This is a genomic window from Rhodococcus sp. NBC_00297 (assembly GCF_036173065.1).
Lineage (GTDB): Bacteria > Actinomycetota > Actinomycetes > Mycobacteriales > Mycobacteriaceae > Rhodococcoides.
In genome coordinates, this window is the sequence record NZ_CP108041.1 from 3,931,480 (window position 1) to 3,954,274 (window position 22,795).

Here is a 22,795-nt window from a genome sequence, read left to right on the forward strand (position 1 = left end):
GCGTGCAAGGATGCCCCATGAGCTCACTGCAGCCGTTCCACGTCATCGTTCTCCTGCTGATCGTGCTGGCGGTGGTGGGCCTGATCTACGCACTGGTGCGGCGGCGCTGACGCCCACCCTCCCGGCGCACTCCTCGGCGCGAAAACTCCAGGAGCACCGCACCCGAAGCGACTCCTGCCACGATGTCGATCCACATCCGGTCCGCCCCGGCGACGGCCAGGACGAAGCCGAGCACCCCGAGAACGGTCAGCACCGAGCCCAGGACGTCGAACAGTCGCAGGTGCCACAGGCGCGCCAGGACGACGAAGTGCACGCCGACCACGACGGCCACCCAGGCGACCCCGGCCTCGGGCAGTCCGAGAGGCCCCGCCACGATGCGGATGCCGACGAAGAGCAGCACCACCTCGGCGAGCACGATCATGGCGTAACCGCGTCCGAACGGTGTGACACCCGCGGGCACCGTGGCCACGGGATTGCGCGCGATTCCCACGAGAACGGTGATCGCGGCCGCCGCAGCGGCCACACAGAACGCGAGACGCAGGAGTGTCGGCGACGACGCCGAGTTGACCACCACGAACACGAGTCCGAACACGGCGCCGATGAGGGATCCGAGCTTCTGTGGGGGCAACCGGCGTCGGGTGGTCATGGACTCAGTGTGGACGGTCTCCGGTCCGCGCGGTCACTTTACGCGGGGGAGGTGCGGTCCTGGAGTGGAATACATTGCCCTCCGAATCGTCTTTGGGCTCGCGTGCGATGCCGAAACGCCACATCAACGGCCCGACGAGTCGATCGAAGACCGCCGGCACCAGCGAGTAGCCCGCCGACGCGAACTTGTTGACGAGGCCGAACACCGCATCGGCGTCCCGCTCACGCTGTGGGCGCCGGACGACCGCCGCGACGGCACGGGCGATGACCTCGGGCTCCGCGACGGGGGGAGGCGGCGATCCTGCTCTCCCGACGACGGTGGCGGCCTGCTCGTAGATCGGCGTGTTCACGGCACCGGGTGCGACGGCGCTGACGTGCACGCCGGGATACTGCCGAACCTCCTGCTGGAGAACACGGGTGAGGCCGCGCAGCCCCCATTTGGACGTGACGTAGGTGCCCATCCACGGCACCGCGATACGGCCCAGCAACGAGCCGATGACCACGAGGTGGCCGTGCTCCTGGTCGCGGAACACCGTCAGCGTCGACCGTGCGACGTTCGCGGACCCGAGCAGGTCGACCGACACGGCGTGATCGAACACCTCTGCCGGGGTGTCGAGGAACGTCCCGTAGGACATCACGGCGGCGGAGTGCACGCAGACGTCGAGGCGGCCGAACTGCTCGACGACCTCGGTGACGACCTTGGTCACGTCGTCGCCGCGCACCACGTCGACCGGCTTGACGGCCACCGCGGCGGCGCCGCGTTGCAGGCATTCGTCGGCCACGGCGGCCAGACCGTCACGGCCACGGGCACACACGACGATGGACCAGCCGCGCTCGGCGTAGAGGTGGGCGGTGGCGCGGCCGATACCGCTGGACGCGCCGGTGATCAGGATCGTCCCGGCGGAGCGACGATCGGTGGGAGAGATGGACTGAGTCATGGATCACCTCGAGTATCGACGCGCTGCCGACGTCGGCGCGCGTCCGGAGAGTCGACGGCCGAGACCGTCGATGGTGACGCCAGTTCTCGACGCCGTCGACGCCGCGGATGTGACCGGCGGCGTCCCAGAGCAGTACCCCGAATTCGGAGTCACGAGCAGGACGAGACCGATCAACGCCGATATTTCTCGCGATACATCGCGTTGTCCGCCCGCCTCATCAGTTCGTCGAGGTCCGGGCCGACACCGCCGGGGGCGGGGTTCCACACCGCGACCCCCGCACTGACGGAGAGCTGCGCGGCGCCGAGCCCGTCGAGGGCGGTCGCCCCGAGGTCGAGGACCTCCTGTTCGCCGGCCCCGGGGAGGACGACCACGAACTCGTCGCCGCCGACGCGGGCGATCAGATCGTCGGAGCGAAAACTTCTGTGGAGAATGCCGGACAGTCGTATCAGCGCCGTGTCGCCCGCGTCGTGGCCGGCTCGGTCGTTGATCTCCTTGAGACCGTCGAGATCGAGATAGAGGACACCGACGGGCACGGCATCACGTTCGCAGTCGGCGAGCGCGGGCGAGGCGCCCCGTGCGAGACCGCGCCGGTTCAGCAGCCCCGTCAGGTCGTCTCGGTGAGACAGCGAATCGGCTCGAGCGCGTGCTCGATCCACCGACCTGTAGCGCTCCCACAGCAGACCGATGGTGCGGATCCGCACGTAGTGGATCAACCCCGCCACCAGAACGGTGCGCACGATCGCGGCCGCGAAGGTGCGCACCCCGACGTTTCCGATCCCGTTGACCGAGGCAAGGGCGATCCAGGCCAGTACGCCCCCGGTGACGACGACGACCACGTGCCATCGTCGTTGCAGCAGCGCGGCGGCGGCGACGATGGAGAGCGCGAGTCCGAAGGCGGGGAAACCGGAGTCCGCATCGGCGTTGCCCAGAACGGGACTGGCGATGATCAGGGCTGCGGCGACGAACGTCACGACGTCCGTGTGACGGTAGAACCACACGGCCCGCGGCGTGTGCAGTGCCCAGAACGTCGTGGCCGCGAGCGCGGCGACCAGCAGGTTGTAGGACTGAACCCACCAGTGGACCGCGTAGTCGGGGTCCGTCACCACCCACAGGAACACCGCTCCGTACAGGACGGTGCTCAGCACGCAGATCGCGGCGAGGCCCTGGACGACCACCACGTCCGATCGCACCGGATCGCCGTCGTGAGCGCTGTCGCGCCACTGCCGACGCGCTCGGCGTGCGGACGCCACCAGCGCGCCCGCCCCCGTGTCACTCACTCGCGCAGACCGCCCTCGCTCCGGGCTCCCATGGCCCGTGTCACCACCACGCTACCGGGCGGACGAGTCCTCGCCGTGGGAGAGGCGCAGGGCGCGACCACGTTCGACGTGTTCGCGATCGGTCTCCTCGTTCTTCTCCGAGACGCGCGTGTCGCGCGGTGGAAGCTGCAGATGGTCCTCGGCCTCGATGCCGGCCTGGAGTTGGCGGCCGCGTTCCAGCTCGGAATCGAGTTCCGCCCCGAACAGCAGAGCGAGGTTTGTGATCCAGAGCCACAGCAGGAAGATGATCACGCCGGCCAACGAGCCGTAGGTCTTGTTGTAGCTGCTGAAGTTCGCGACGTAGAAACCGAAGAGCACGGACGCGAGGATCCACACGACGATGGCCATGCCGGCCCCTGTGCTGATCCATCGGAACTTCGGCTGCTGCACGTTGGGTGTGGCGTAGTAGAGGATCGCGACGGCCAGGACGATCAGCGCGAGGACGACGGGCCACCGCGCGATGTTCCACACCGTCAGTGCGGTGTCGCCGGCACCGATCGCGTCACCCACGGCCGTGGCGACGGGACCGCTGACGGCCAGCATGAGTCCCGCTGCGGCGATGCAGATCAGGCCGACCAGAGTGACGACCAGCATGACCGGGCGGAGCTTCCAGATCGGTCGGCCCTCGTCCACCTCGTACATCCGATTCATGGCGCGGCCGAACGCGCCCACGTAGCCGGACGCCGACCAGAGGGCGCCGGCCAGACCGATGATCAGGGCGAGTCCGGCGGTGGGCGCCTGGACGAGCTGCTCGACCGGTCCGCGCAGTGTGTCGACGGCGGACGAGGGCCCCAGGTCGGACACGATGTCGAGCACCGCGGTGACGGTGCGCTCGCCCTGCCCGAACACGCCGAGAAGGGACACGACGGCGAGAAGAGCCGGGAACAGCGACAGCACTGCGTAATACGTGAGAGCAGCGGCCAGATCGGTGCACTGGTCCTTGGAGAACTCGCGCGCGGTCTTGCGCAGGACGTACATGAACGACGGCTTGGTGAGATCGGTGGGTGAATCGGGCTTCCGAGGATCGTCCGGGTCCGCGTGGGCCGGGTCGTCACCCGTCGTCTGCTCTCGGGTCATGGACTGCGGACTACCCGCACTCACCCGACGCAAACCGCCGCCGGGTCACGCGGACAGCGGCGGGGTCGGGGCGTCGTCCACCTCGTGCACGCCGCGGACGAACTCGGCGAGAGCGTCCTGCGCGGTGTGTCGAGGCGCCCACTCCAGCAGGTCGCGGGCGCGACCGGAGTCCATGATGGGAAGCCGCAGCACCGCGTCGAAGAGGCCGGGGTCGGTGGGAACGAGGCGTGCGGTGAACAGAGCATCGAGGGCGAGTCGCACCGCGGACGCGGGCAGAGGGATCAACCGCGCGTGGAGAATCTCCGCGAAGGTGGCCGGGGTGATGACGGGGTCCGCCGCGAGGTTGAACGCGCCCGACACCTCGCGCACCGCCGCCGCGGCGAATGCTCGTCCGACATCACGGGAGTGCACTCCCTGGAACACCAGATCCGCGATGTCAGGGAAGACCGGGACGAACGCGGGTCGCACCAGCCGGGCCGGGACGAAGGGTCCGCCGAACAGTCGACGCTGCTCCGTGGACGCCGACGCCTCGAAGACGAAGGCCGGGCGCATCCGGACGACCCGGAGGTCGGGATTCCGCGTCTCCACCCGGTCGAGCACACGCTCGAGATACGACTTCTCGCGCGTGTAGGCCGCGCCCTGCCAGCCGTGCGTCGGCCAGTCCTCGGTCACCCGAACGTCTTTCGATCCGGGGGAGTAGGCACCGACCGACGACGCGTGCACCAACGCGCTCACTCCGGCCGCCGCCGCGGCGTCGAAGACCCGCATCGCGCCGACGACGTTGACGTCCCAGGTCTGCACCGGATCGCGCGACGGCTGGAACTGCCACGCCAGGTGTACGACGACGTCGACTCCGTCGAACAGCGGAACCAGGTCGTCCCGTGCGATGTCCGCCTCGACGAACGTCGTCCGTGCGGGAGCCCACGCCGGACGACCGTTCGTCGGCACGGGCGAGCGCCGCGCGATCGCACGGACTGCGGAGACCGCCGGGTCGACGACCAGCGCGTCGACGACCGAGGTCCCGAGGTTTCCCGTCGCTCCGGTCACGGCCACGACGAGCCCACTGCGTTGTTCCGGCATGTCGTGGCGATACCCGTGCGTCGGGGAGCCAAACGGGTACCCCGGCTCCCGCGTCGCCGTTCAGCGCCGTGACTTGACCCGATACATCGCGTTGTCGGCGCGCCTCGTCAGGTCGTCGAGATCCGGCGCGTGTGGTCCCGGACTCCACACTGCCAGTCCGACACTGACGGACACCTCGGTGGTCATCGAGAGATCGCGGATGGACGCGCCCAGATCCAGCGCCACGGTCCGGTCCGTGTCGGGGAGAACCACGACGAATTCGTCACCGCCGACGCGGGCGACGATGTCACTGCCGCGGAACGCGGTCCCCAGCATCTCGGCGAGTCGTACCAGTACGGCATCTCCGGCATCGTGCCCGAGGGTGTCGTTGACATCCTTGAGACCGTCCACGTCGAGGTAGAGAACGCTCACGGGCCGAGACTCTCGTCGGCACCGATCCAGTTCGGTCGCCGCACGTCGCTGGAGGCCGCGACGGTTCGCCAGGCCGGTGAGATCGTCGACGTGCGACAGGGAGTCGGCCGCGGCACGTTGCTCGTCGACCATCCGATACTTCTCCCACAGCAGGTCGATGGTCTTCATGCGGAAGTAGTGGATGACCGCGACGACGAGAACGGTTCGCAGCACCGACACCGCAAAGGTCTGTACGCTCACGTCCGTGCCGTGAGCCACCGCCAACGCCGTCCACGCGCACACCGCCAGCGTGGTGAACGTGACGATGTGGGCGCGACGTTGGAGTATTCCGGCGAAGGCCACGATGGCCAGAACGAGTCCGAAGGCCGGGTAAGCAGACCCCGCGCTGGCATAGGCGAGGACCGGACTGCCGACGACGAGAATCGCGGCCACCAGGGTGACCGCGTCCGTGTGCCGGTAGAAGATGGCGGCACGCGGGGTGTGCAACGCACACCAGGTGATTGCGGCGGTCACCGTGACCCCGAAGGTGTAGGTCTTCGACCACCAGGAGAACGCGTAGTCGTCGGCCGTCGTCATCCAGACCAGGACAGCGCCGAACAGGAGCGTGCAGAGTGCCGTGATGGTGGCGAGTCCTTCGACGATGACGAGGTCGGAGCGCACCGGATCACCCGCGCGTGCCGTGGATCGCCACACCGTCCGTGAGTGCTGCGCACGGTCCGTCCACGAACCGGGACCGGTGATTCTCGCCATGTAGACCGTCCTCGTGACCAGCCCCCGTCACCCGCTTCCAGGTGAAATGTACTCGACCCGACCCGTTCGTGATCCCGTTCGCCCGACCTGCCGGAACCGAACGTCAGGGAGCGTCGGTGAGGTACCCGCCGCCGCGGGGGAAGTACTCCGCAGCAGGGATCGTGCGGTCGTCGTCCTCGGTGCGCACCGCGTCGATCACGAGCGCTCGGTTACGGCCGAGGTGGGCGTTCGGGCCGGAGACGATCGCCATGCCGTCACCCTCGTGGATGAAGACGCGACCGGGTGTACCGCCGTAGATGCCCTGCGACACATGCGCTTCGACGATACGGAGCCGACGGCCACGGTGATGGGTCCACGCGTTGGGGTAGGGATCGGACTGAGCGCGGACCAGACGGTCGATGTCCTCGGCCGGCCACGTCCAGTCGATACGGCTGTCGATGTCCGCACGCTTGTGGAAGAACGTCCGCTGCGAGAGGTCCTGCGGGGTCCACACCGCGGTGCCGCTCTCGATCGCGCCGAGTGCCTCGAGCAGTACCTCGGGAATGAGGTCGATGGTCGCCTGCACCAACTGGGTCGCGGTGTCGCGCGGGCCGATCGGAACGGACCGCTGGATGACGACGTCGCCGGTGTCGAGTTCGTCGTCCATACGGTGCGCGGTCAGGCCGGTCTCGGCCGCGCCGCTGATCAGCGACCAGATCACGGGGGAGAAACCCGTGAACCGGGGCAGCAGTGAGTCGTGCAGGTTGAGGGTGCCGTGCGGCGGCATGTCGTAGATGGACCGGGGCAGCTTGGTGCGCCAGTTGTTCGCGACGATGATGTCCGGCTTCGCCTCCTCCAACGCGACGCGCAGCGCATCGTCCGGAGTGAGGGCGAGGTGGACCGGCACGTCGTGGGCGCGTGCCAGATCTTCCACGGAATCCGACCAGATCGACTCGTACGAGTGCTCACTGGGAGGATGGGTGACGGCCAGGACCACCTCGTGATCGGACTCGATGACCGTCCGAAGCGTCGTGTGTCCCCAGGTCTGATAGCCGAACATCGCCACTCGCATGCTGGTTAGCCTAACCTTCCCCGGCCACCTCTCGGCATCAGCCCCTGAGCATCACCGGGACGCCCTGGTAGGGCTGCAGGGTCATAGGGAAACTGCCCAGCTCGTCGACGACGGCGATGTCCTGGTCGGTGAACAGGTCCACCACCGTGGCCCCGCCGGTGAGGTGCTTCGACTGCACCGTCGCGTGGATCTCGTCGCCCGTGAAGTTCAGCACCGTCGCCGAGATGGATCCGTTGCCCAGCTGGTGCACCAGGACGAGCAGCCCCTTGTGCGACACGGACGGGACGTCGAGCTGGGTGGCCGTCGCGATGCCGTACCTCGTCCGCACATCGAGGATGCGGGACAGCTGACGCGCGAACGACGTCGAGTCCTTCATCTGCTCCGGCAACGAGCCGTAGAGACTGCGGCCACGGGGGATCCCGGACTCCGACCGGGTGGCGTCGGGCGAGGTGTTCATGAGGTCGTGAGCCCCACGGTTGATCCAGCGGGTGTCGCCCTCACGGATGAGATCGGCGACCTCCTCCGCCGGCACCGGGAGGATGCCGGTGAGGTCCCAGCCGGACAGCGCGAACACGCCCGGTTGCAGCGCGTTGTACATGGCCAGCATGAGATGGGCGCGCTTGACCGTCTCGATGTCGGTGTCGTCCATCCGGTCGAGGTCGCGAATGCCCAACGACGCCGTGATGACCGACGCGGTGGTGCAGGCGATCCCGTTGTTGGTGAACGTGCGGTTGTACGGCGCCCACCGGCCGGTGAGTCGTTCGCACAGTTCGGCGCGGATCTGGTCCCCCAGATCGCCGCCCTTGATCACGTCGCCGCCGTACGAGAATTCGTCCTCACGGTGCAGGGTCGCGAAGTGCACCAGCTCGAAGGTCATCTCGTCGTGGTTCTGCAGCGCGTGCACCAGCGAGGCGGTGTCCACACCGTGGTCCCGCGCCAGATTCATGGTGAGCCTGAGGAACTCGGTGTTCCCCATGACGAGCGCGTGGTGATAGGCGGGGCGGTTGATGAAGTCGTAGGACAGATCGGCGCCGCTGCTTCCCATCGCCTTGATGTCGTCGATGGTGAGGTTCAGCTCCTGGAAGGTGAAGCCACCCATCTTGCGCACCACACTGGAGATGAGGTGATTGGCGGCCTCCGAGAGCGGGTGGCCCTCGGACCATCCCGGACCCTCGGTCCGGCGCTCGACTCCGAGGAACCCGTTGGCGTCGAGACGCAGTGCGCCGGCGCCGAGGTCCGCGATGGAGTGGCAGGCGTCGCCGATGACGAGGCGCATACCGGCGAACGAGGGATCGAGCCAGTTGATGGAGGGCTGACCCGCCTTGAAGTAGTGCAGGTACACCCAGCGGCGCTCGACCCCGTCGACTCCGCGGATGACCGGCGTGGCACTCCAGTTGGTCTCCTTGACGCCCATTTCGTAGAAGATGACGCGCTGGAGCTGGCCGACGATGTACCCGGCACGAGCGAGATTGGCCTCGGACTCGGCATCGATGTTCACCGAGTCCTGGCCCGCCTTCACGCGGGGGAGCAGGTGCCAGTCCTGCGGCTCGATCTCCACCATGTGGTAGATGCCGGGGTAGTCGGAGACGTTCATCTCCGCCAATCGGAAATCGGCGCCCTTGCCGGTGTGTCCGGGGACGATGTCGTCGATGACGATGCCCTCGTAGGCGGACGCGACGACGCACAGCCGCCGGAACTCCTCCTCGGAGCCGAACGCCGGGTCGATCTGCATGCTGACGCGGTCGAAGTGGCCGTCGACCGACGGTGTGGCATGCCACCCGTGCAGTCCGCCGGCCTCCTTGACGGGGCCGGTGTGCACGGCCGTGATGCCGATGTCCGAGAACACCTGCCACAGGGCCTCGTCGCCGAGCGTGCCGAGAAAGCTCTGTCCTGGAGCCGCGATGAGCGAGATGGGGTACGCGGTGAACCACACGGGTGCGCGTTCGACGGCTCCGCGCGGATCCGGCGACGCGTAGGGGTTCTGCCACATGCTGCCCTTGCCGGACAACTGTTCCGCGATCAGCTTGGCATCGTGCAGCATCGACCGGTCGACGAGCCACGACACGTACTCGGGATTGGAGGCGTCGGCGTCACCCTGGGGCAGCGCGCCCGCAGTGCGATACGCACGACGCACCGACGGCTTCAACGGGCGAGGCCTGGCCGGGTAGAAGCTCTCGTCGTACGTGATCTCGCTGGGTTCGTGCTGAACTTCCGGATCCACTGTTCCTCCGATATGACGGGACGCGCGGACATCTTCGATGGGAAGCTCCCACAGGCGTGCCTGGTCTGCATGCCGTCCGGGGAACTACCCGAGGGTCGACGAACCGAAACGCCGACCGCACCTCAGACTACGCACGGACCGACGGAGTGTGCCGAACACGCCTCGGTGGATCGGCGGGCGTGTGATCGAATGGTGCAATGGACACGGAAGGGCGGGCCGAAGGTGGCCTGACACCCGAACGACTCGGTGAGATCGTCGGCTCGCTGGGTCGACGCATCGAGGACACGGACGAGCTCGGCGAGTTGCTGCAGCGGTCGGTGGATCTCGCGCACGACGTCATCAGGGGCGCCGACAGTTGCGGCGTGACAATCGATTACGACGGCACCACGTACACGGCGGTCTACACCGACAGCACCACCCTCGCAGTGGACGAGATGCAGTACGAGACCGGCGAGGGTCCGTGCCTCGAGGCGTCCCGTACCGACACCACGATCGTCGTCGACTGCGACAGCACCGAGCAGCGGTGGCCGGAGTTCGCGGCCGCGGCGCGCACCGAGGGTGTGCACTCGTTCCTCGCCTCGCCCATCAGGACTCTCGACGGCGTGATCGGCTCGTTCAACCTGTACGGCTCGTCCGCCGACGCCTTCGACGACATGGACGCCGACATCCTGGACAGCCTCACCACCACGGTGGGACGGGCCATCGGCGAGCATGCTCGCTACACCGACGCCACCACCACGGTGAGCGGATTGCGCGATGCCATGGCGCGACGCGCCCCCATCGAGCAGGCCAAGGGCATTCTGATGGCGATGCGCGGTCTCGACGCGGACGCGGCGTTCGACGTGCTCTCGCGTGAGGCGCAGCGCCGGAACGTGCGAGTTCGCGAGGTGGCCGCCGACTTCGTGCGCGATGCCACCAGGACCGATCCGGCCGGCTGACGGTCAGCCGGCGCGTCGCTCCAGCAGCATCGAGGTGACCTCGTTCGCGCTGGCCGGGTGGGCGAGCCAGAAGCCCTGGGCCAGATCGCAGCCACTGTCCCGCAGACGGTCGAACTGGGCCTGTGACTCGACACCCTCGCCGACGACGGCGACGTCGAACGCGTGTGCCAGGGACACGATGGCGGACACGATGGCCTCGGGCTGCTTGCCCGGCATGGCCTGGATGTACGTCTGATCGATCTTGAACGCCTCGATGACGGGATACCGGCTGAGGTAGGTGACGGAGCTGTGGCCGCTGCCCAGATCGTCCAGGAGGATGGACACGCCCATCTCGTGCAGTTCGGTGAGGGCGTCCCGCACCTGCGCCGTGTCCGCGAGCCACACCGTCTCGGTGATCTCCAGGCCGAGTCGGCCCACCGGCAGACCGGAACTGGCGAGGATGCGGGCGACGCTGGCCACGAACTCGGGCTGGCGAAGCTGCAGGGCACTGACGTTGACTCGCACGCCGACGTCCGAGATGGCCTGCCACTCCGCCGCCTGCACGCACGCGGTGTGCAGAGCCCACAGGCCGAGGGTGTTGATCTGGCCCGTGCGCTCGGCGATCCGGACGAAGGTCTCCGGGCTCACCGAGCCGAGGGTGGGGTGCTGCCACCGCGCGAGTGCCTCCACGGCGGTGATGCGGCCGGTCGCGATGTCGAAGATGGGCTGGTACGCGAGCGTCAGGATCTGGCTGTCGAGAGCCGACCGGAGATCGGCCGACAGAGCCAACTGGTTGCGGCGGTGCTCTCGATCGTCGGTGTCGAACACCGCGACGTTCCCGCGACCGGTGTCCTTCGCGCGATACATCGCCACGTCGGCGCGGCGGATGAGCTCGTTGCCGGGCACGGTGTCGTCCGCCAACGCGACGCCGATGCTCGCGGTGATGCGCAGTTCGTTGCCGTCGACGACGATGGCCGCCCGCACGGCGTCCGCGTAGGCCTGCGCCACGGCGATCGACTCCTCCGGACCGGAGAGGTTCTCGCAGACCGCCACGAACTCGTCGCCGCCCAGGCGAGCCACGGTGTCGCCGGGGCGCGATGCCCGGGTGAGGCGGTTGCCGATGGACACCAGAGCCGAGTCGCCCGCCTCGTGCCCCAGCCCGTCGTTGATGGACTTGAAGTCGTCGAGGTCGATGAGCATGACGGCCGTCGTGGTGGCCTTCGCGACGCCCCGCTCGACGGCGGACTCGATGCGGTCGTACGCCAGCGCGCGATTGGGGAGCCCCGTCAGCGGGTCCCGGAGGCTGCGGTAGCGCAGTTCGCTCTCGACGCCGACACGATGCACGGCTGCGGACACGACGTCGGACACCGTGTCGAGGGCGCCGGTGTCGAGCATCGGATTGTCCGGGACCAGAATCGGCGGCCCCGCCGTCGTGATGTCGATGATCGGCACGGACGACCCGGTGGCGGACGAGAGATAGCGCGAGTCGACCCCGAGGACGGTCAACACACCCCACGGCTGGCCGGTGCCGTCGATCGGCACGGCGACCGCGTTGTCGACACCACCCGCGACGAGGGCGGCGACGTCGAACCTGGACTCGTGCGCGTCCCCGGACCACACGATCCGGGTGGCCGATCGGCTGGCGAACGCGGTGATCGAGGACGGTCCGGTGGCGCACAGATCGTGCGGTGCGTCGTCCCCCGTGGCGGCGATGATCTCGAGAGTGGCAGGCAGGTCGTGCGCGCGGGTGATGACGGCGCACCGCGCCCCGTACAGCGTCACGACGGCGTCGGTGGCCGCCGACAGAAGGTCGTCGAGCCGGCCGCGCAGAGCGAGCCTGCTCAGCTCGGCGACGACCCGCTGCTCGGACGCCCGGAAGGTCGACGCGTCCAGAGCCTTCTGCAGGAGATGGTCGTCGGCATTCTGTGCAGAGGCGTCGCGATGGATCGAGACGACCAGGGACGAGTCGTCGTCGTGGCCGCGTACGGCGAATGCTGAGGTGGACACCGCGAGCCTTTCTCCTGTGAGGTGATGCACCAGTTCTGTTCGGCCGAGCCAAGTTCCGTGGAGCTGGACAGCCGAGAGGATGTCCGTGAGCGTCGTGGGGGGAGTGGGGACGACGACGGCGTCCACGGTCGGATCGTCCGGCGGCCCGTGCTCACCGCCGTCGAGTCCGAGAGTCCTCGACGCCTCGGGATTCGCGTGGACGATCCGGCCGTCGGACGTGGACACGAGCACCACGTCGGGGGAATGGTCGAACACCGTCGCGAGACCGAGTCGCGAGGACATGAAGGCCTCCGACAGCGTCGGGCGCGGGTCTGATCCATCCTCGTCGGGCATCATCGTCGTTCCTCACGGCTCTGCCGTCGGTCCTGCCTCTCTCGTCACCGTTCGGAGTCGACGAACAGACGGGTAGCCGGGTCGATCGCTTCGAAACAAACCTAGAGTTTAAAATATAGCAGACGAACAGCCGAAACGACGGTGTGTGCGTGTCGGGACAACGGTGTCCCGGCGAGGGGGACGTCCTGGCCTGACGACCGAGGTGTGGGAAGGCGAAGGGTCCGAGTGGGGCGGGCGGGGCTCGAACCCGCGACCAATGGATTATGAGTCCACGGCTCTAACCGACTGAGCTACCGCCCCCGGCGCTGACGCGCGCTCACGATACCTGGGCAGGATTAGCGACGGCGGCCGTGGGTACGCGTGCCGCATGACCGAACCGAACGGCGACTCGCCCGTGTCCGACGAACCCTCGACCTCCTCGGAGAGGCCCTACGACTCCTCGCGCGACCCCGACGCGGACCCGTCGGAACTGGACGACGCGGCCGGAACGCAGCCCGATCAGGCGGAGGGCTGACGTTCAGCTCGGTGTGAGCGTTCCGACTCTCAGCATCTCGAGGACGACGTCGGCGGGCTGGGGGCGGGCGTATAGGTACCCCTGCGCGCGCGTGCACCCCAGTTCCAGCAACACGGCACGGGCGTCGACGTCCTCGAGCCCCTCCGCGATGAGGTCGAGGTCGTAGGCCCGAGCGAGGGCGGTGACGGCCTCGACGATCGCGCGGTCGTCCCTACTGGTCGCGAGGTGGGTGACGAACTCGCGATCGATCTTCACCGCGTCGACCGGCAACGTCTTGAGATGCGAGAGCGAGCTGTACCCGGTGCCGAAGTCGTCGATGGCCACGCGTACCCCGAGTGCACGGATGTCGCGCAGAGCCCGTGCGGCCAGGACGATGTCGTGGACCACCGCCACCTCGGTGATCTCGATGCACAGGTACTGCGGCTCGAGGGAGTACCGGGACAACGCCTCTCGTACGGTGTGCACGAAGTCGAGCGAGACCAACTGTGCGGGTGACACATTGACCCGCAGTGCGATGTCCAGTGTTCCCAACGTCGAGCGCCACGACGCGTACGTTCTGCACGCGGTGTGGAGAACCCACCGTCCGAGGTCGGTGGCTAGGTTGACGGCCTCGGCGATGGCGATGAACTCGACGGGCGGCAGCATGCCCCGCGTGGGATGCTGCCACCGCACCAGGGCCTCGACCGCGGTGATGCGGTCTGTCGTGAGGTCGATCTCGGGTTGGAAGTGCAGGAGCAGTGACTCGCCCTCGATCGCTGCGCGCAGATGCAGCTCGATGTCGTTCTGCAACTCGTTGCGTTCGCGGATCTCGGAACTGAACAGCGAGACCTGATTGCCCCCGGCCGTCTTGGCGGCCAGCGCAGCCTGGTCGGCGTCCGCGATCACCGAATCGACCGTACCGCTGCCGGGGATGCCCAGTGCGACACCGATACTGGCGGTCCGTGAGACGTACTCGCCCGCCATGTCGACCCGTGCGGTCACCACGGTGAGAATGCGGCAGGCCTCGGCGTACGCGTCGTCCTCGGTCATCGGACCGGGAAGAACGACCACGAACTCGTCGCCGCCCCACCGTGCGAGAAGAGTGTCCGCGTCCGAATGCCGCTGCAGCCGTGCACCGACCGTGCGGAGGAACGTGTCACCGGCCGAGTGCCCCAGGAAATCGTTCAGGGCCTTGAGTCGATCGAGGTCGAAGTAGAGCACCGCGAATGCGTCACCGCCCCCGGCGAGTCGACCGGACAGCAGCTCCGAGACACCCCGCCGGTTGAGCAACCCCGTCAACGCGTCGTGCGTGGCGGCCCACCGCAGGTGCTCCTCGGCGTCGATCCGAGCCTGCAGTTGGGAGAAGAGGGTGGCGATCGCCTCGAGCGCGTCGACCTCCTCGTCCGACCACTCGCGGTCGCCCGACGCGACCAACCCCAGGGTTCCGGTCGTCGTGTCGCGGGTGACGAGCGGGACCGATGCCATCGAGATGCTCTGGTAACCCGAGGCACTCTCGACGCGTCGGCGGTAGTCCTCCATGGCGGGATCGGGGCGGAAGAGCAGCGGCTCCTTGAGGTGCTCCGTCGCGGCGAACACGGGGTCGGCGTCACGAAAGGTGACGGTCCCCAGTGGGTCGGGATCAGGGACGTCGGTACGCGCGGGCCACTCCGCCACCATCACGGTGGCACGGCGTTGCGCGTCGTGATGCCGGAGATAGGCGGCGTCCACGTCGAAGTAGTCGACGAGATTCGAGAGGACCTTCTCGTAGCCCGCACCGACCGTGGCGGCGTTGACGCCGATCAGATGGGTCGCCACCCGGGTCACCAGCACGTCGAAGCTCGGACGGCGCTCCAACGTCGGGTCTCCTCGCGTGGCTGCGGAGCGCTGGACTGCACTCGTTCAGCCGACTGTACCGCGAAGAGTGCCGTCAGCGAGGTCGACGCCGACTTCGAACGGCGGGAATTGCGCAGTGAGACAGTCGCAATACGAGGCCGACCGGTTTGTCTGGCGGCTGACCAGCGGTATCTAGGAAGCGGTGACGCAGTGCGCGTAGTCGCTCGGCGTAACGCGGGGACAGAGCGTCGAATTCGTGCTCCTCCGAGGCGTAGAGGAACACGGGAGACACGGGATGGACTGCCAGACCGTGCAACTCGGCCGTGATCCACGCACGCTCCACTGCACCGCCGGCGACGACGTGATCGCGGCCGGTGGTTCCCGGCGCGAACACGACGAGTACCGCGGACGTGGTCGCCATCCGATCGCGCGTGTCGTCGCCCAATGCCGTGCCGGTGTCCCAGTCCGCGAGAAGACGCATCACGTCGGGTCGTCGGGCGACGTCGAGCTTGACCAGGTCGGTGGCGTCGAGGGCCAGAGTGGCCACATCGATACCGGTGTCCGGGTCGTCGTCTCCGGGCCACCTCAGTTCGGACATCATCTCGGCGTGCAGCGTAGTGGTGAGGTAGCGGAGTCGGTCCGATTCCGCCAGGATCTCGCCGATCTCGGACAGCGCCGCCCGATCCGTGATCACGACCGCTGAGCCGTCCTCCGCTGCAGCCGCCGCGCACAGGTCGCGCACGACCTCGTCGGCCAGGGCGGTCGGTGTGCCCGGGTGACGGTTCGTCGAACGCCGCATCATGGCCTCGTGGAGGGGAGCGAGGGCAGTGTCCGGCCTTCGCGCCGGTGTCAGATCGACGCGTACGCGACCGTCCCCCTCGTCGACGACGGTAGGCACCGCCGTGAGTCCGGCTCGGGCCGCGGCGACCCGAGCGTTGAACACCGCGGCGCCCAGGGCGATTCGGCTCCCGCGGTGCGCGACATCGAGACCGGTGGTGCGCAGAGGATCGAGCGTGATCGTGACGACGTCGTCGGACGTGGTCACGATCCACGGCTGAACGTTGCCGCCGGACGGAGCGCGCCGAGCGGCCTCCACCATGGAGTCCACGACCGAGGTCGGTGTCGTGGGCGCCGTCGTGGGCGCCGGCTCGTCGACGGGGTCCCCGGCGCTCTCGGTCGTTCCGAGGGTGTCGAGCGCGCCGTCGACGTCGACACGGGTGCGACCGGACGGCATGGATTGCCCCAACACGATGCGCCGCACCACCGCTGCGACCGTTGCTCCTCCCAGAGCGACGTCGCTCCCGAGCTGCGGCCACGTCGAGATCGTGCGGTCGACTTCGACCATGGACGCGGCGAACCGCGCGGACACGTCGGATGCACCGAGGATCGACATGACGTGGGGTGCCTTGTCGCGCGTGCTGAGACCGGTGAGGGCGCCCGACGAGAGAGTGCCGACGGCGCCGTGGAAGATCGGACGATCGGGCTCGAGATCGAACCGTTCCACGTCGAGAAGTCCGCGGTCGCTGGTCTCCATGATCACCGGGATGCGATGCCGCTTGGCGGCTTCACGCAGCAGGACCTTCACGTCGAGGGAATCGCATTCCTCGACGACGATGTCGAGGCCGTCCAGGAAGTCGTCGACCGTGTCGGCGGTGATGCCGCGTGCTTCGACGCGCACGGACAGGTAAGGGTCCAGCTCGGCGATGCGCCGGGCGACGATGTCGGTCTTGCTCTCGCCCAGGTCGAGAACGGTCGACGGGATCCGGTTGAGGTTGGAGAGCTCCAACTCGTCGAAGTCGGCGACCCGCAATTCCCCGCACAGTCCCTCGAGGGCCAGGGTGTGCGCGACCGCGTGCCCCACGCTGAGACCCACGACGCCGATCTTCGCCGCGCCGAACCGGTCCTGCTCCTCGGCGGTGATCTTGTTGCGGTTGCGGTCGAGCCGGAGCCGCCGGAACCCGCGAGGCCCGAGAACGCGGACGAGCGTGCGGCGCCACGGATAGTGCACCCAGCGAGGGGATTCGTCCAGAACGTCGTCATCGGGCCGGGGGACCAGCGCGGACAGTCCCCGTGCCTGGGCGTCGAGTGTGTCGAGAACGACGGTCACACCGTCGCCGAGCAGAGACTCGACGACCGCTCGATCGTTCTCCGAGTGTGGATCGAGAACGAGTGCAGCAGAGCCTGTCAGCGCATCGGTCACGAGTCGCTCCTTCGTGTCGGGCCTATGTCGTTCCCGTGGACCAGGTGTGGACCAGTTGCGCTGCCGCGTCGTCGATCCGTCGAGCGTGATGCGCGTGAGCGGTCTCTCGGAACGTGTTCAGATCCCACCAGAGGGCCCTCGTGCTGTAGCGGTCGTCCGGATACGGCGTGGGGTCGATCGTATCGGCCACCACGGCCCCCGACTTCTGCCACATGGACACGGCATGGTCCGCAGCGGTGGAGAGTGCGAAACGCACCCCGAGCAACGAGCACGCCAGCGGTCCTGCGTGCGCGATCATGTCGACGAGACGTTTGTCGCGTGGCGCTGCACGATCCACCCAGCCCGATTTGAGCTCGATGACTCCCTCGCGGAGACGGTCGTTGACAGCGTCTCGCAAGACGTTCCGCGCCAACGGGTTCCGTTGCCACTCCAGGTCGGCGTGCGTCTGACGGGCGTGCTCGTACGGACCCTGGACGCGGATGCCGGCGAGCATGCGCCCGGACGCATCCAGGGCGCACAGAAAGATGGTCGTGTTCCGCCCGTCGCGGATGGTGTCGTACTCGAGGGCGACGGACACGTCGTGCCGCTCGTAACTGATGCGTGCACCTTCGAGGTAGCGACGCCACAGATCCGGGCGGGAGGTGGGGGAGGTGGCGACCACGGTGCACTCGAACACCGGATCGTCGTAGTACCCGAAGGCGTGTGTGGGGCGTGTGTGCGTGGTCGAGAGTGGCGGGGCCGTCATGGTCTGGCGCTCCTGTACTCGGGATGGTGTCCACCGGGGTTCAGCGGTCGTGCCTCCGGCCCGGCGAGTCAGGCCGCGGGGGCGACCGGCGTCGACTCGACGAGCAGGTATCGACGGTCCCCGACCTGTACCCGGGAGAGTTCGAGATCCACCTCGACGGCCCCACCGTCCTTGTGGACCAGCCGGAGCCGAGCGTCGGCCGAGCCGTCGAGGGCGGCATACGCCCGCGCGGTCGCATCGGCGAGGGCCTCGGTGTCGGCAGGATGGAGCACTGCGGACGATCCGAGCAGCGCGAGCTCGCCCGAGTCGTAGCCGAGCAGGTTGCTGCACGCGGAGTTGTAGAACGCGAGAGCGCCGGAGCCGTCGTGCAGCGTCGTCGCCCGGTCGGACCGCACGACTCGGTAGTACAGGGACGAGAGGTCAGGGGCAGCCGTGACCGGGCTCGCTGTCGTATTCATCGATACCAGGTCCGACATGGGACCGATAGTGGCACAGTGACTTACGGTTCTGCCACGGTGCAACTGAGGCAAAACCGGTAAAGAGTCGGTTTTTATGTGTGATGTCATGAGTTGCAGGTCAATGCATTTTCGGATCAGATGTTGATCAGAATGCGCGGAAGATGCCTCGAGCTGCGAGTACGACACGCTGCATCGACCGGGTGGGGTGGTGACGGCCGTGCGGGGGCATCGGGCCGATCAGGGGATTTCAGGAGAAGTCATGGATGGGATGGAAGGTCGGACGAGTGTCCGGCGGCCCCTCAACACGCTCGTGTCCGAGTTGGCGACGCGGTTGCTCGGTGCCGACTCCGCGAACGTCGTCGAGGCGTACCGGGCGCTGCTCCGAGACCTGTCCACCGATTTCGGAATGGACACGTGCTTTCTCCGGCACAACGACGAGCGCATCGACGCGTCTATTCTCGTCGCGGAGTGGCCCCCGCGGCCCGTCGTTCCCGACCCGGATCCGTTGGGCGTCGTGTACTTCGACAGAGCGGATCCCGTGTTCGCCCGGTCGCGCAGCCAGACCGAGGTCGAGATCTACAGGCCGAGCGATCAGCCCGAGAACTACCGCGACCGGGTGAAGGACGCATCAGGGGTTCCGGCGACCACGATGGTCGCGGTACCCCTGGTCGGCGACGGCCGCACCCTGGGCGTCCTGGGTTTCGTTCGATTCGCCGACCGCCAGTGGACCGCGGAGGAGCTCGAGGCCGTCACTGCGGTCGGAGCGATGCTCGCTCAGGTGCAGAGGCGCGTGGCCGCGGAGAACGAACTGCGCCACACTGCGATGATCGACGAACTGACCGGGCTGATGAACCGTCACGGGCTGACCGAGCTGCTCGACGGGCGCGCCGGCGACGGCACCGCGGTGGGCGTGCTGTTCGTGGACATCGACCGGCTGGCCGCTCTCAACGACTTCCTCGGCCATCGCATGGGTGACGAGTTCCTGCGCACCGTCGCGGACCGCATCCGCCGCCGACTGCCGGAGGGGGACGTGGTGGCGAGGCTCGGCGGGGACGAGTTCGTCGTCGTCCTCGGTGGTGCGCCCACGGCCGAGGACGGTGCGGAGCGTGCGGAGATGGTCCGGTCGGTGGTCGCCGAGCCGATGGTGGTGGGGGACGACAGGGTGACCCGCACCGCGAGTATCGGCGTGGCCGTGGGAACCGCGGATCCGTCGGAGATGCTGCGCCGGGCGGATCAGGCGGCGCTGCACGTGAAGTCGTCGGGTGGCAACGGCGTCGTCCTCTACTCGGACGAGATCGCGGCGACCAACGACCTGCGGACCGACGTCGAGCTGACGCTGGGCCATGCCATCTCTCACGACCGGTTGGTGCTGCACTTCCAACCCGAGGTGGACCTGCGTTCCGGTGAGATCACCGCAGTGGAAGCTCTCGTCCGCTGGCCGCATCCGACCCGCGGCATGCTCGGGCCCGACGTGTTCGTGCCCATCGCCGACGCGGCGAACCTCGCCCCGGAACTCGGGCGCTGGGTCATCGATGCGGCGTGCCGGGCGTATGTGAGCTGGCGGGACGCCACGGGTCGCACCGACCTGGTTCTGCGCGTGAACATCTCACCGGTCCACCTCGCCGTGCGCGACTTCGCGCAGGAGGTGGCGGACGTCCTGCGGACCCACGGGATCGACCCGGCCTGCTTCTGCCTGGAGCTGTCCGAGGTCGCGGTGGTGGATTCGGTGGCGCGATCGGGCGCAGCCCTCACCTCCCTGCGCGACAGGGGAATCAGGACGGCCATCGACCACTTCGGTGTCGGCTACTCGTCACTGCTGCATCTCAAGAGGTTGCCGCTCGACGTGCTCAAGATCGACAGGCACTTCACCGACGGGCTCGGCGTGGACGGCGACGATCGTGCGCTCGTCTCGGTCATGATCGGACTTGCTCGGTCACTCCGGCTCGACGTCGTCGCCAACGGAGTCGAGACGTCCGCGGCGGCGCGCACTCTGGTCGAGCTGGGCTGCCACCGCGCGCAGGGTCACGCCATCTGTCCGCCCGTCGACGAACCCACCCTCCGCTCGCTGCTCGTCGACGGGACCCGGCTGCTCGACGTGTCCTGATCGTCGGTCCTGACGAGCCGGAGCGTCACCGGGACACCGTTGAGGACGGCATTTCCCGCGACGCCCTCGACGCGGTCCGGATCGGTGAGGTCGTTGACGCTCGGTCCGCGGACGTCGCGGGCCACCGTCAGTCGCACACCGTCGCGGTCATGCCCGAAACCGTGCGGGATGCTCACGACGCCGGGCATCACCGAGTCGCTCGCCGTCACCTCGATGCGCACGGAGCCGGCGGCGGACACGACCTCGACGGTGTCCCCGTCGGCGATGCCGAGACGGTCGAGATCGGCGGGATGTGCCAGCAGACCGTGGCGCGGCTTGCCCTTCACGAGACGCGGCGCGTTGTGCATCCACGAGTTGTTGCTGCGAACGTGGCGGCGCCCGATCAGGAGCAGTTCGCCGTCCGCGGACGTCGTCGCGGCGAGTAGAGCGCTCCGCAGTCTGTCGATGTCCGGGGTGATCACGTCGTGCATCAGACCGATACGCCGATCGCGGGTGAGCAGCTTGCCCGGCAGACCGGGACGCAGCGGACCGAGGTCGGTGCCGTGCGGGTTCTTACGAAGTGTCCGCAGAGTGACCCCGCGAGCGCGCAGCAGCAGGAGTTCGACCGTTCGGGCGGGGGACAGCCGAGTGCGCACCTCACGGACCACGGCCGCGGCGTTCACCCGACCCAGGGTCCGCGCACGCGTTCCGCGGCGGCGGACGGCGGCGTAGCGCAGACTCAGATCGCGGAAGATCTCCCAGTCGTGGCGCGCGTCGGCCTCTTTCGGCAGGACGGCCGGATTGAACTTGGCGGTGTTCCGCACCGCGAACGTCGAGAAGATCAGGTCGTAGTGGTCCCGCTCGAGGGCCACCGTGGACGGCAGGATGATGTCGGCGTGGCGTGAGGTCTCGTTGACGTAGATGTCGAAGGACACCATGAAGTCGAGCCCGGCGAACGCGTCGTCGAGTCGGGGGCCGCCCGGCATCGACAGCACCGGGTTGCCCGACGCCACCACCATGGCGCGGACGCGCCCGGGCCCGTCGGTGGTCATCTCGTCCACGAGGGTCGACGCCGGGAGCTCGCCACTGAACTCGGGCAGATCCCGCACCCGGCTGCGCCACTTGTCGAAATGACCGCGGCCGGTGATCTTGTTCGCGATCAGGTCGACGGCCGGATCGGTGAACAGCACGCCGCCGACCCGGTCGAGATTGCCGGTCAGGATGTTCAGGACGTGCACTGCCCACTGGCACACGGTGCCGAACTCCTGGGTGGAGACACCCATCCGGCCGTAGACCGCGGCCGATCCGGCGCTCGCGAGATCGCGTGCCAGCGTGCGGATCACGTCGGCGTCGATACCGGTGAGAGGTGCCACGGCCTCGGGCGTGAACGCCGCCACCGCCTCGGTCACACCCTCGACGCCGTCGACGTACGGGGCGGGGGTAGCGGCGCCGTCGGCCAGGACGACGTGAACGAGCGCCAGCAGCAGATGAGCATCCGTGCCGGGACGGATGAAGTGGTGGGTGTCGGCGACGTCCGCCGTCTCGGTGCGCCTCGGGTCGATCACCACCATGCGCCCGCCCCGTGCGCGCAGTTCCTTCACCCGCTTCCCGAAATCGGGCACCGTCATCATGGATCCGTTCGACGCCATCGGGTTGGCGCCCAGGACGAGGAAGAAGTCGGTGTTGTCGATGTCGGCGATCGGCTGACGGAGCTGATGCCCGTAGAACAACATGTTGGTCAGCTGGTGCGGCAACTGGTCCAGCGACGTGGCGGAGTACCGGTTGCGGGTGCGCAGCATCGACAGGAACGGGATGCCGTGGGTCATGGCGCCGAGACTGTGCACGTTGGGGTTGCCCGCGTAGACACCCACGGCGTCGGCGCCGTGCTCGTCACGGATGGCGGACAGGCGTCGTGCCACGAGGTCCACCGCTTCGTCCCACCCGATCTCGCGCCACCCCGACTCGGTGCGCTGCAGCGGTCGGCGGACACGGTCGGGGTCGTTCAGGATGTCGACGAGCGCGGTCGCCTTGGGGCAGATGTGTCCGCGGGACAACGGATCCTTCTTGTCCCCGCGGACGGACTGCACACCCTCGTCGGTCACCGTGTACTCAAGTCCGCACATGGCCTCGCAGAGGGTGCAGGTGCCGTGGGCGGTGCGGGTGGTTCCAGCCGAGGTCATTCCACGCACGCTAGTCGCGTGTACCCGGACGCATCGAGATTCTGTGACGAGTGTGAA

At 68.1% G+C, this 22,795-nt stretch carries 17 protein-coding genes and 1 tRNA gene; 3 read left to right on the top strand and 15 right to left on the bottom strand.

Translation table 11 applies throughout. The features are described 5' to 3' along the window. Positions 1 to 85: 85 nt before the first annotated feature. The 8 genes from OG947_RS18600 to treS form a co-directional block, all read right to left on the bottom strand. The gene (locus tag OG947_RS18600; protein ID WP_328812600.1) at positions 86 to 646 is read right to left on the bottom strand and encodes a hypothetical protein; all 561 of its coding nucleotides are present in this window, start codon (positions 644 to 646) and stop codon (positions 86 to 88) included. Positions 647 to 650: 4 nt separating this feature from the next. Continuing rightward, positions 651 to 1,583, bottom strand: a complete 933-nt coding sequence (locus OG947_RS18605; RefSeq protein WP_051613353.1) for an SDR family NAD(P)-dependent oxidoreductase — start codon at positions 1,581 to 1,583, stop codon at positions 651 to 653. A gap of 170 nt (positions 1,584 to 1,753) precedes the next feature. After that, a complete protein-coding gene (locus OG947_RS18610; RefSeq protein WP_328812601.1) occupies positions 1,754 to 2,860 on the bottom strand; it encodes a GGDEF domain-containing protein in 1,107 nt (368 codons plus the stop codon). Positions 2,861 to 2,911: 51 nt separating this feature from the next. Further along, positions 2,912 to 3,976, bottom strand: a complete 1,065-nt coding sequence (locus tag OG947_RS18615) for a YihY/virulence factor BrkB family protein (protein ID WP_328812602.1) — start codon at positions 3,974 to 3,976, stop codon at positions 2,912 to 2,914. Positions 3,977 to 4,021: 45 nt separating this feature from the next. Beyond that, entirely contained in the window at positions 4,022 to 5,056 is a 1,035-nt protein-coding gene (locus OG947_RS18620; RefSeq protein WP_328812603.1) for an NAD-dependent epimerase/dehydratase family protein, read from the bottom strand. A gap of 60 nt (positions 5,057 to 5,116) precedes the next feature. Continuing rightward, the gene (locus OG947_RS18625; RefSeq protein WP_222649313.1) at positions 5,117 to 6,217 is read right to left on the bottom strand and encodes a GGDEF domain-containing protein; all 1,101 of its coding nucleotides are present in this window, start codon (positions 6,215 to 6,217) and stop codon (positions 5,117 to 5,119) included. A 103-nt stretch (positions 6,218 to 6,320) separates the two neighbouring features. Beyond that, the gene (locus tag OG947_RS18630) at positions 6,321 to 7,268 is read right to left on the bottom strand and encodes a methionyl-tRNA formyltransferase (RefSeq protein WP_056445750.1); all 948 of its coding nucleotides are present in this window, start codon (positions 7,266 to 7,268) and stop codon (positions 6,321 to 6,323) included. A gap of 37 nt (positions 7,269 to 7,305) precedes the next feature. Further along, the gene (gene treS / locus OG947_RS18635; RefSeq protein WP_027505747.1) at positions 7,306 to 9,489 is read right to left on the bottom strand and encodes a maltose alpha-D-glucosyltransferase; all 2,184 of its coding nucleotides are present in this window, start codon (positions 9,487 to 9,489) and stop codon (positions 7,306 to 7,308) included. 197 nt (positions 9,490 to 9,686) lie between these two features. On the opposite strand from treS, the gene OG947_RS18640 reads away from it, so the two are divergent. Next, positions 9,687 to 10,427 (top strand): GAF and ANTAR domain-containing protein, encoded by a 741-nt coding sequence (locus OG947_RS18640; RefSeq protein WP_056445747.1) that lies wholly within the window; start codon positions 9,687 to 9,689, stop codon positions 10,425 to 10,427. Between the two features lie 3 nt (positions 10,428 to 10,430). Here the strand turns inward: OG947_RS18640 and OG947_RS18645 are convergent, their stop codons facing one another. Both OG947_RS18645 and OG947_RS18650 read right to left on the bottom strand, forming a co-directional pair. Then, entirely contained in the window at positions 10,431 to 12,749 is a 2,319-nt protein-coding gene (locus tag OG947_RS18645; protein ID WP_328812604.1) for a sensor domain-containing protein, read from the bottom strand. A gap of 223 nt (positions 12,750 to 12,972) precedes the next feature. After that, a tRNA-Ile gene (locus tag OG947_RS18650) sits at positions 12,973 to 13,046 on the bottom strand. Between the two features lie 67 nt (positions 13,047 to 13,113). On the opposite strand from OG947_RS18650, the gene OG947_RS18655 reads away from it, so the two are divergent. After that, the gene (locus OG947_RS18655; protein WP_197027787.1) at positions 13,114 to 13,260 is read left to right on the top strand and encodes a hypothetical protein; all 147 of its coding nucleotides are present in this window, start codon (positions 13,114 to 13,116) and stop codon (positions 13,258 to 13,260) included. 3 nt (positions 13,261 to 13,263) lie between these two features. On the opposite strand, the gene OG947_RS18660 is transcribed toward OG947_RS18655, so the two are convergent. The 4 genes from OG947_RS18660 to OG947_RS18675 all read right to left on the bottom strand — a co-directional run bounded on the left by OG947_RS18660 (position 13,264) and on the right by OG947_RS18675 (position 18,493). Next, positions 13,264 to 15,093 (bottom strand): putative bifunctional diguanylate cyclase/phosphodiesterase, encoded by a 1,830-nt coding sequence (locus OG947_RS18660; protein ID WP_328812605.1) that lies wholly within the window; start codon positions 15,091 to 15,093, stop codon positions 13,264 to 13,266. A gap of 73 nt (positions 15,094 to 15,166) precedes the next feature. Continuing rightward, positions 15,167 to 17,272, bottom strand: a complete 2,106-nt coding sequence (locus OG947_RS18665) for an Rv1355c family protein (RefSeq protein WP_328812606.1) — start codon at positions 17,270 to 17,272, stop codon at positions 15,167 to 15,169. A gap of 22 nt (positions 17,273 to 17,294) precedes the next feature. Beyond that, positions 17,295 to 18,017 (bottom strand): hypothetical protein, encoded by a 723-nt coding sequence (locus OG947_RS18670; RefSeq protein WP_051613357.1) that lies wholly within the window; start codon positions 18,015 to 18,017, stop codon positions 17,295 to 17,297. Between the two features lie 68 nt (positions 18,018 to 18,085). Beyond that, positions 18,086 to 18,493 (bottom strand): PAS domain-containing protein, encoded by a 408-nt coding sequence (locus tag OG947_RS18675; RefSeq protein WP_222649309.1) that lies wholly within the window; start codon positions 18,491 to 18,493, stop codon positions 18,086 to 18,088. 241 nt (positions 18,494 to 18,734) lie between these two features. Between OG947_RS18675 and OG947_RS18680 the strand changes: the two genes are divergently transcribed. Beyond that, positions 18,735 to 20,579, top strand: coding sequence for a putative bifunctional diguanylate cyclase/phosphodiesterase (locus tag OG947_RS18680; RefSeq protein ID WP_328812607.1), 1,845 nt, complete (start codon positions 18,735 to 18,737; stop codon positions 20,577 to 20,579). Here OG947_RS18680 and OG947_RS18685 read toward each other — a convergent pair. Next, positions 20,498 to 22,738, bottom strand: a complete 2,241-nt coding sequence (locus OG947_RS18685; protein WP_328812608.1) for a molybdopterin-dependent oxidoreductase — start codon at positions 22,736 to 22,738, stop codon at positions 20,498 to 20,500. The genes OG947_RS18680 and OG947_RS18685 overlap by 82 nt on opposite strands. Between the last annotated feature and the right edge of the window lie 57 nt (positions 22,739 to 22,795).

Excerpts from the sequence above, each read along its gene's own strand:
- OG947_RS18600 (WP_328812600.1), bottom strand. The coding sequence starts at position 646 with ATGACCACCCGACGCCGGTTGCCCCCACAGAAGCTCGGATCCCTCATC.
- OG947_RS18605 (WP_051613353.1), bottom strand. The coding sequence starts at position 1,583 with ATGACTCAGTCCATCTCTCCCACCGATCGTCGCTCCGCCGGGACGATC.
- OG947_RS18615 (WP_328812602.1), bottom strand. The coding sequence starts at position 3,976 with ATGACCCGAGAGCAGACGACGGGTGACGACCCGGCCCACGCGGACCCG.
- OG947_RS18620 (WP_328812603.1), bottom strand. The coding sequence starts at position 5,056 with ATGCCGGAACAACGCAGTGGGCTCGTCGTGGCCGTGACCGGAGCGACG.
- OG947_RS18625 (WP_222649313.1), bottom strand. The coding sequence starts at position 6,217 with ATGGCGAGAATCACCGGTCCCGGTTCGTGGACGGACCGTGCGCAGCAC.
- OG947_RS18630 (WP_056445750.1), bottom strand. The coding sequence starts at position 7,268 with ATGCGAGTGGCGATGTTCGGCTATCAGACCTGGGGACACACGACGCTT.
- OG947_RS18640 (WP_056445747.1), top strand. The coding sequence starts at position 9,687 with ATGGACACGGAAGGGCGGGCCGAAGGTGGCCTGACACCCGAACGACTC.
- OG947_RS18645 (WP_328812604.1), bottom strand. The coding sequence starts at position 12,749 with ATGATGCCCGACGAGGATGGATCAGACCCGCGCCCGACGCTGTCGGAG.
- OG947_RS18655 (WP_197027787.1), top strand. The coding sequence starts at position 13,114 with ATGACCGAACCGAACGGCGACTCGCCCGTGTCCGACGAACCCTCGACC.
- OG947_RS18670 (WP_051613357.1), bottom strand. The coding sequence starts at position 18,017 with ATGACGGCCCCGCCACTCTCGACCACGCACACACGCCCCACACACGCC.
- OG947_RS18675 (WP_222649309.1), bottom strand. The coding sequence starts at position 18,493 with ATGTCGGACCTGGTATCGATGAATACGACAGCGAGCCCGGTCACGGCT.
- OG947_RS18680 (WP_328812607.1), top strand. The coding sequence starts at position 18,735 with ATGGATGGGATGGAAGGTCGGACGAGTGTCCGGCGGCCCCTCAACACG.
- OG947_RS18685 (WP_328812608.1), bottom strand. The coding sequence starts at position 22,738 with ATGACCTCGGCTGGAACCACCCGCACCGCCCACGGCACCTGCACCCTC.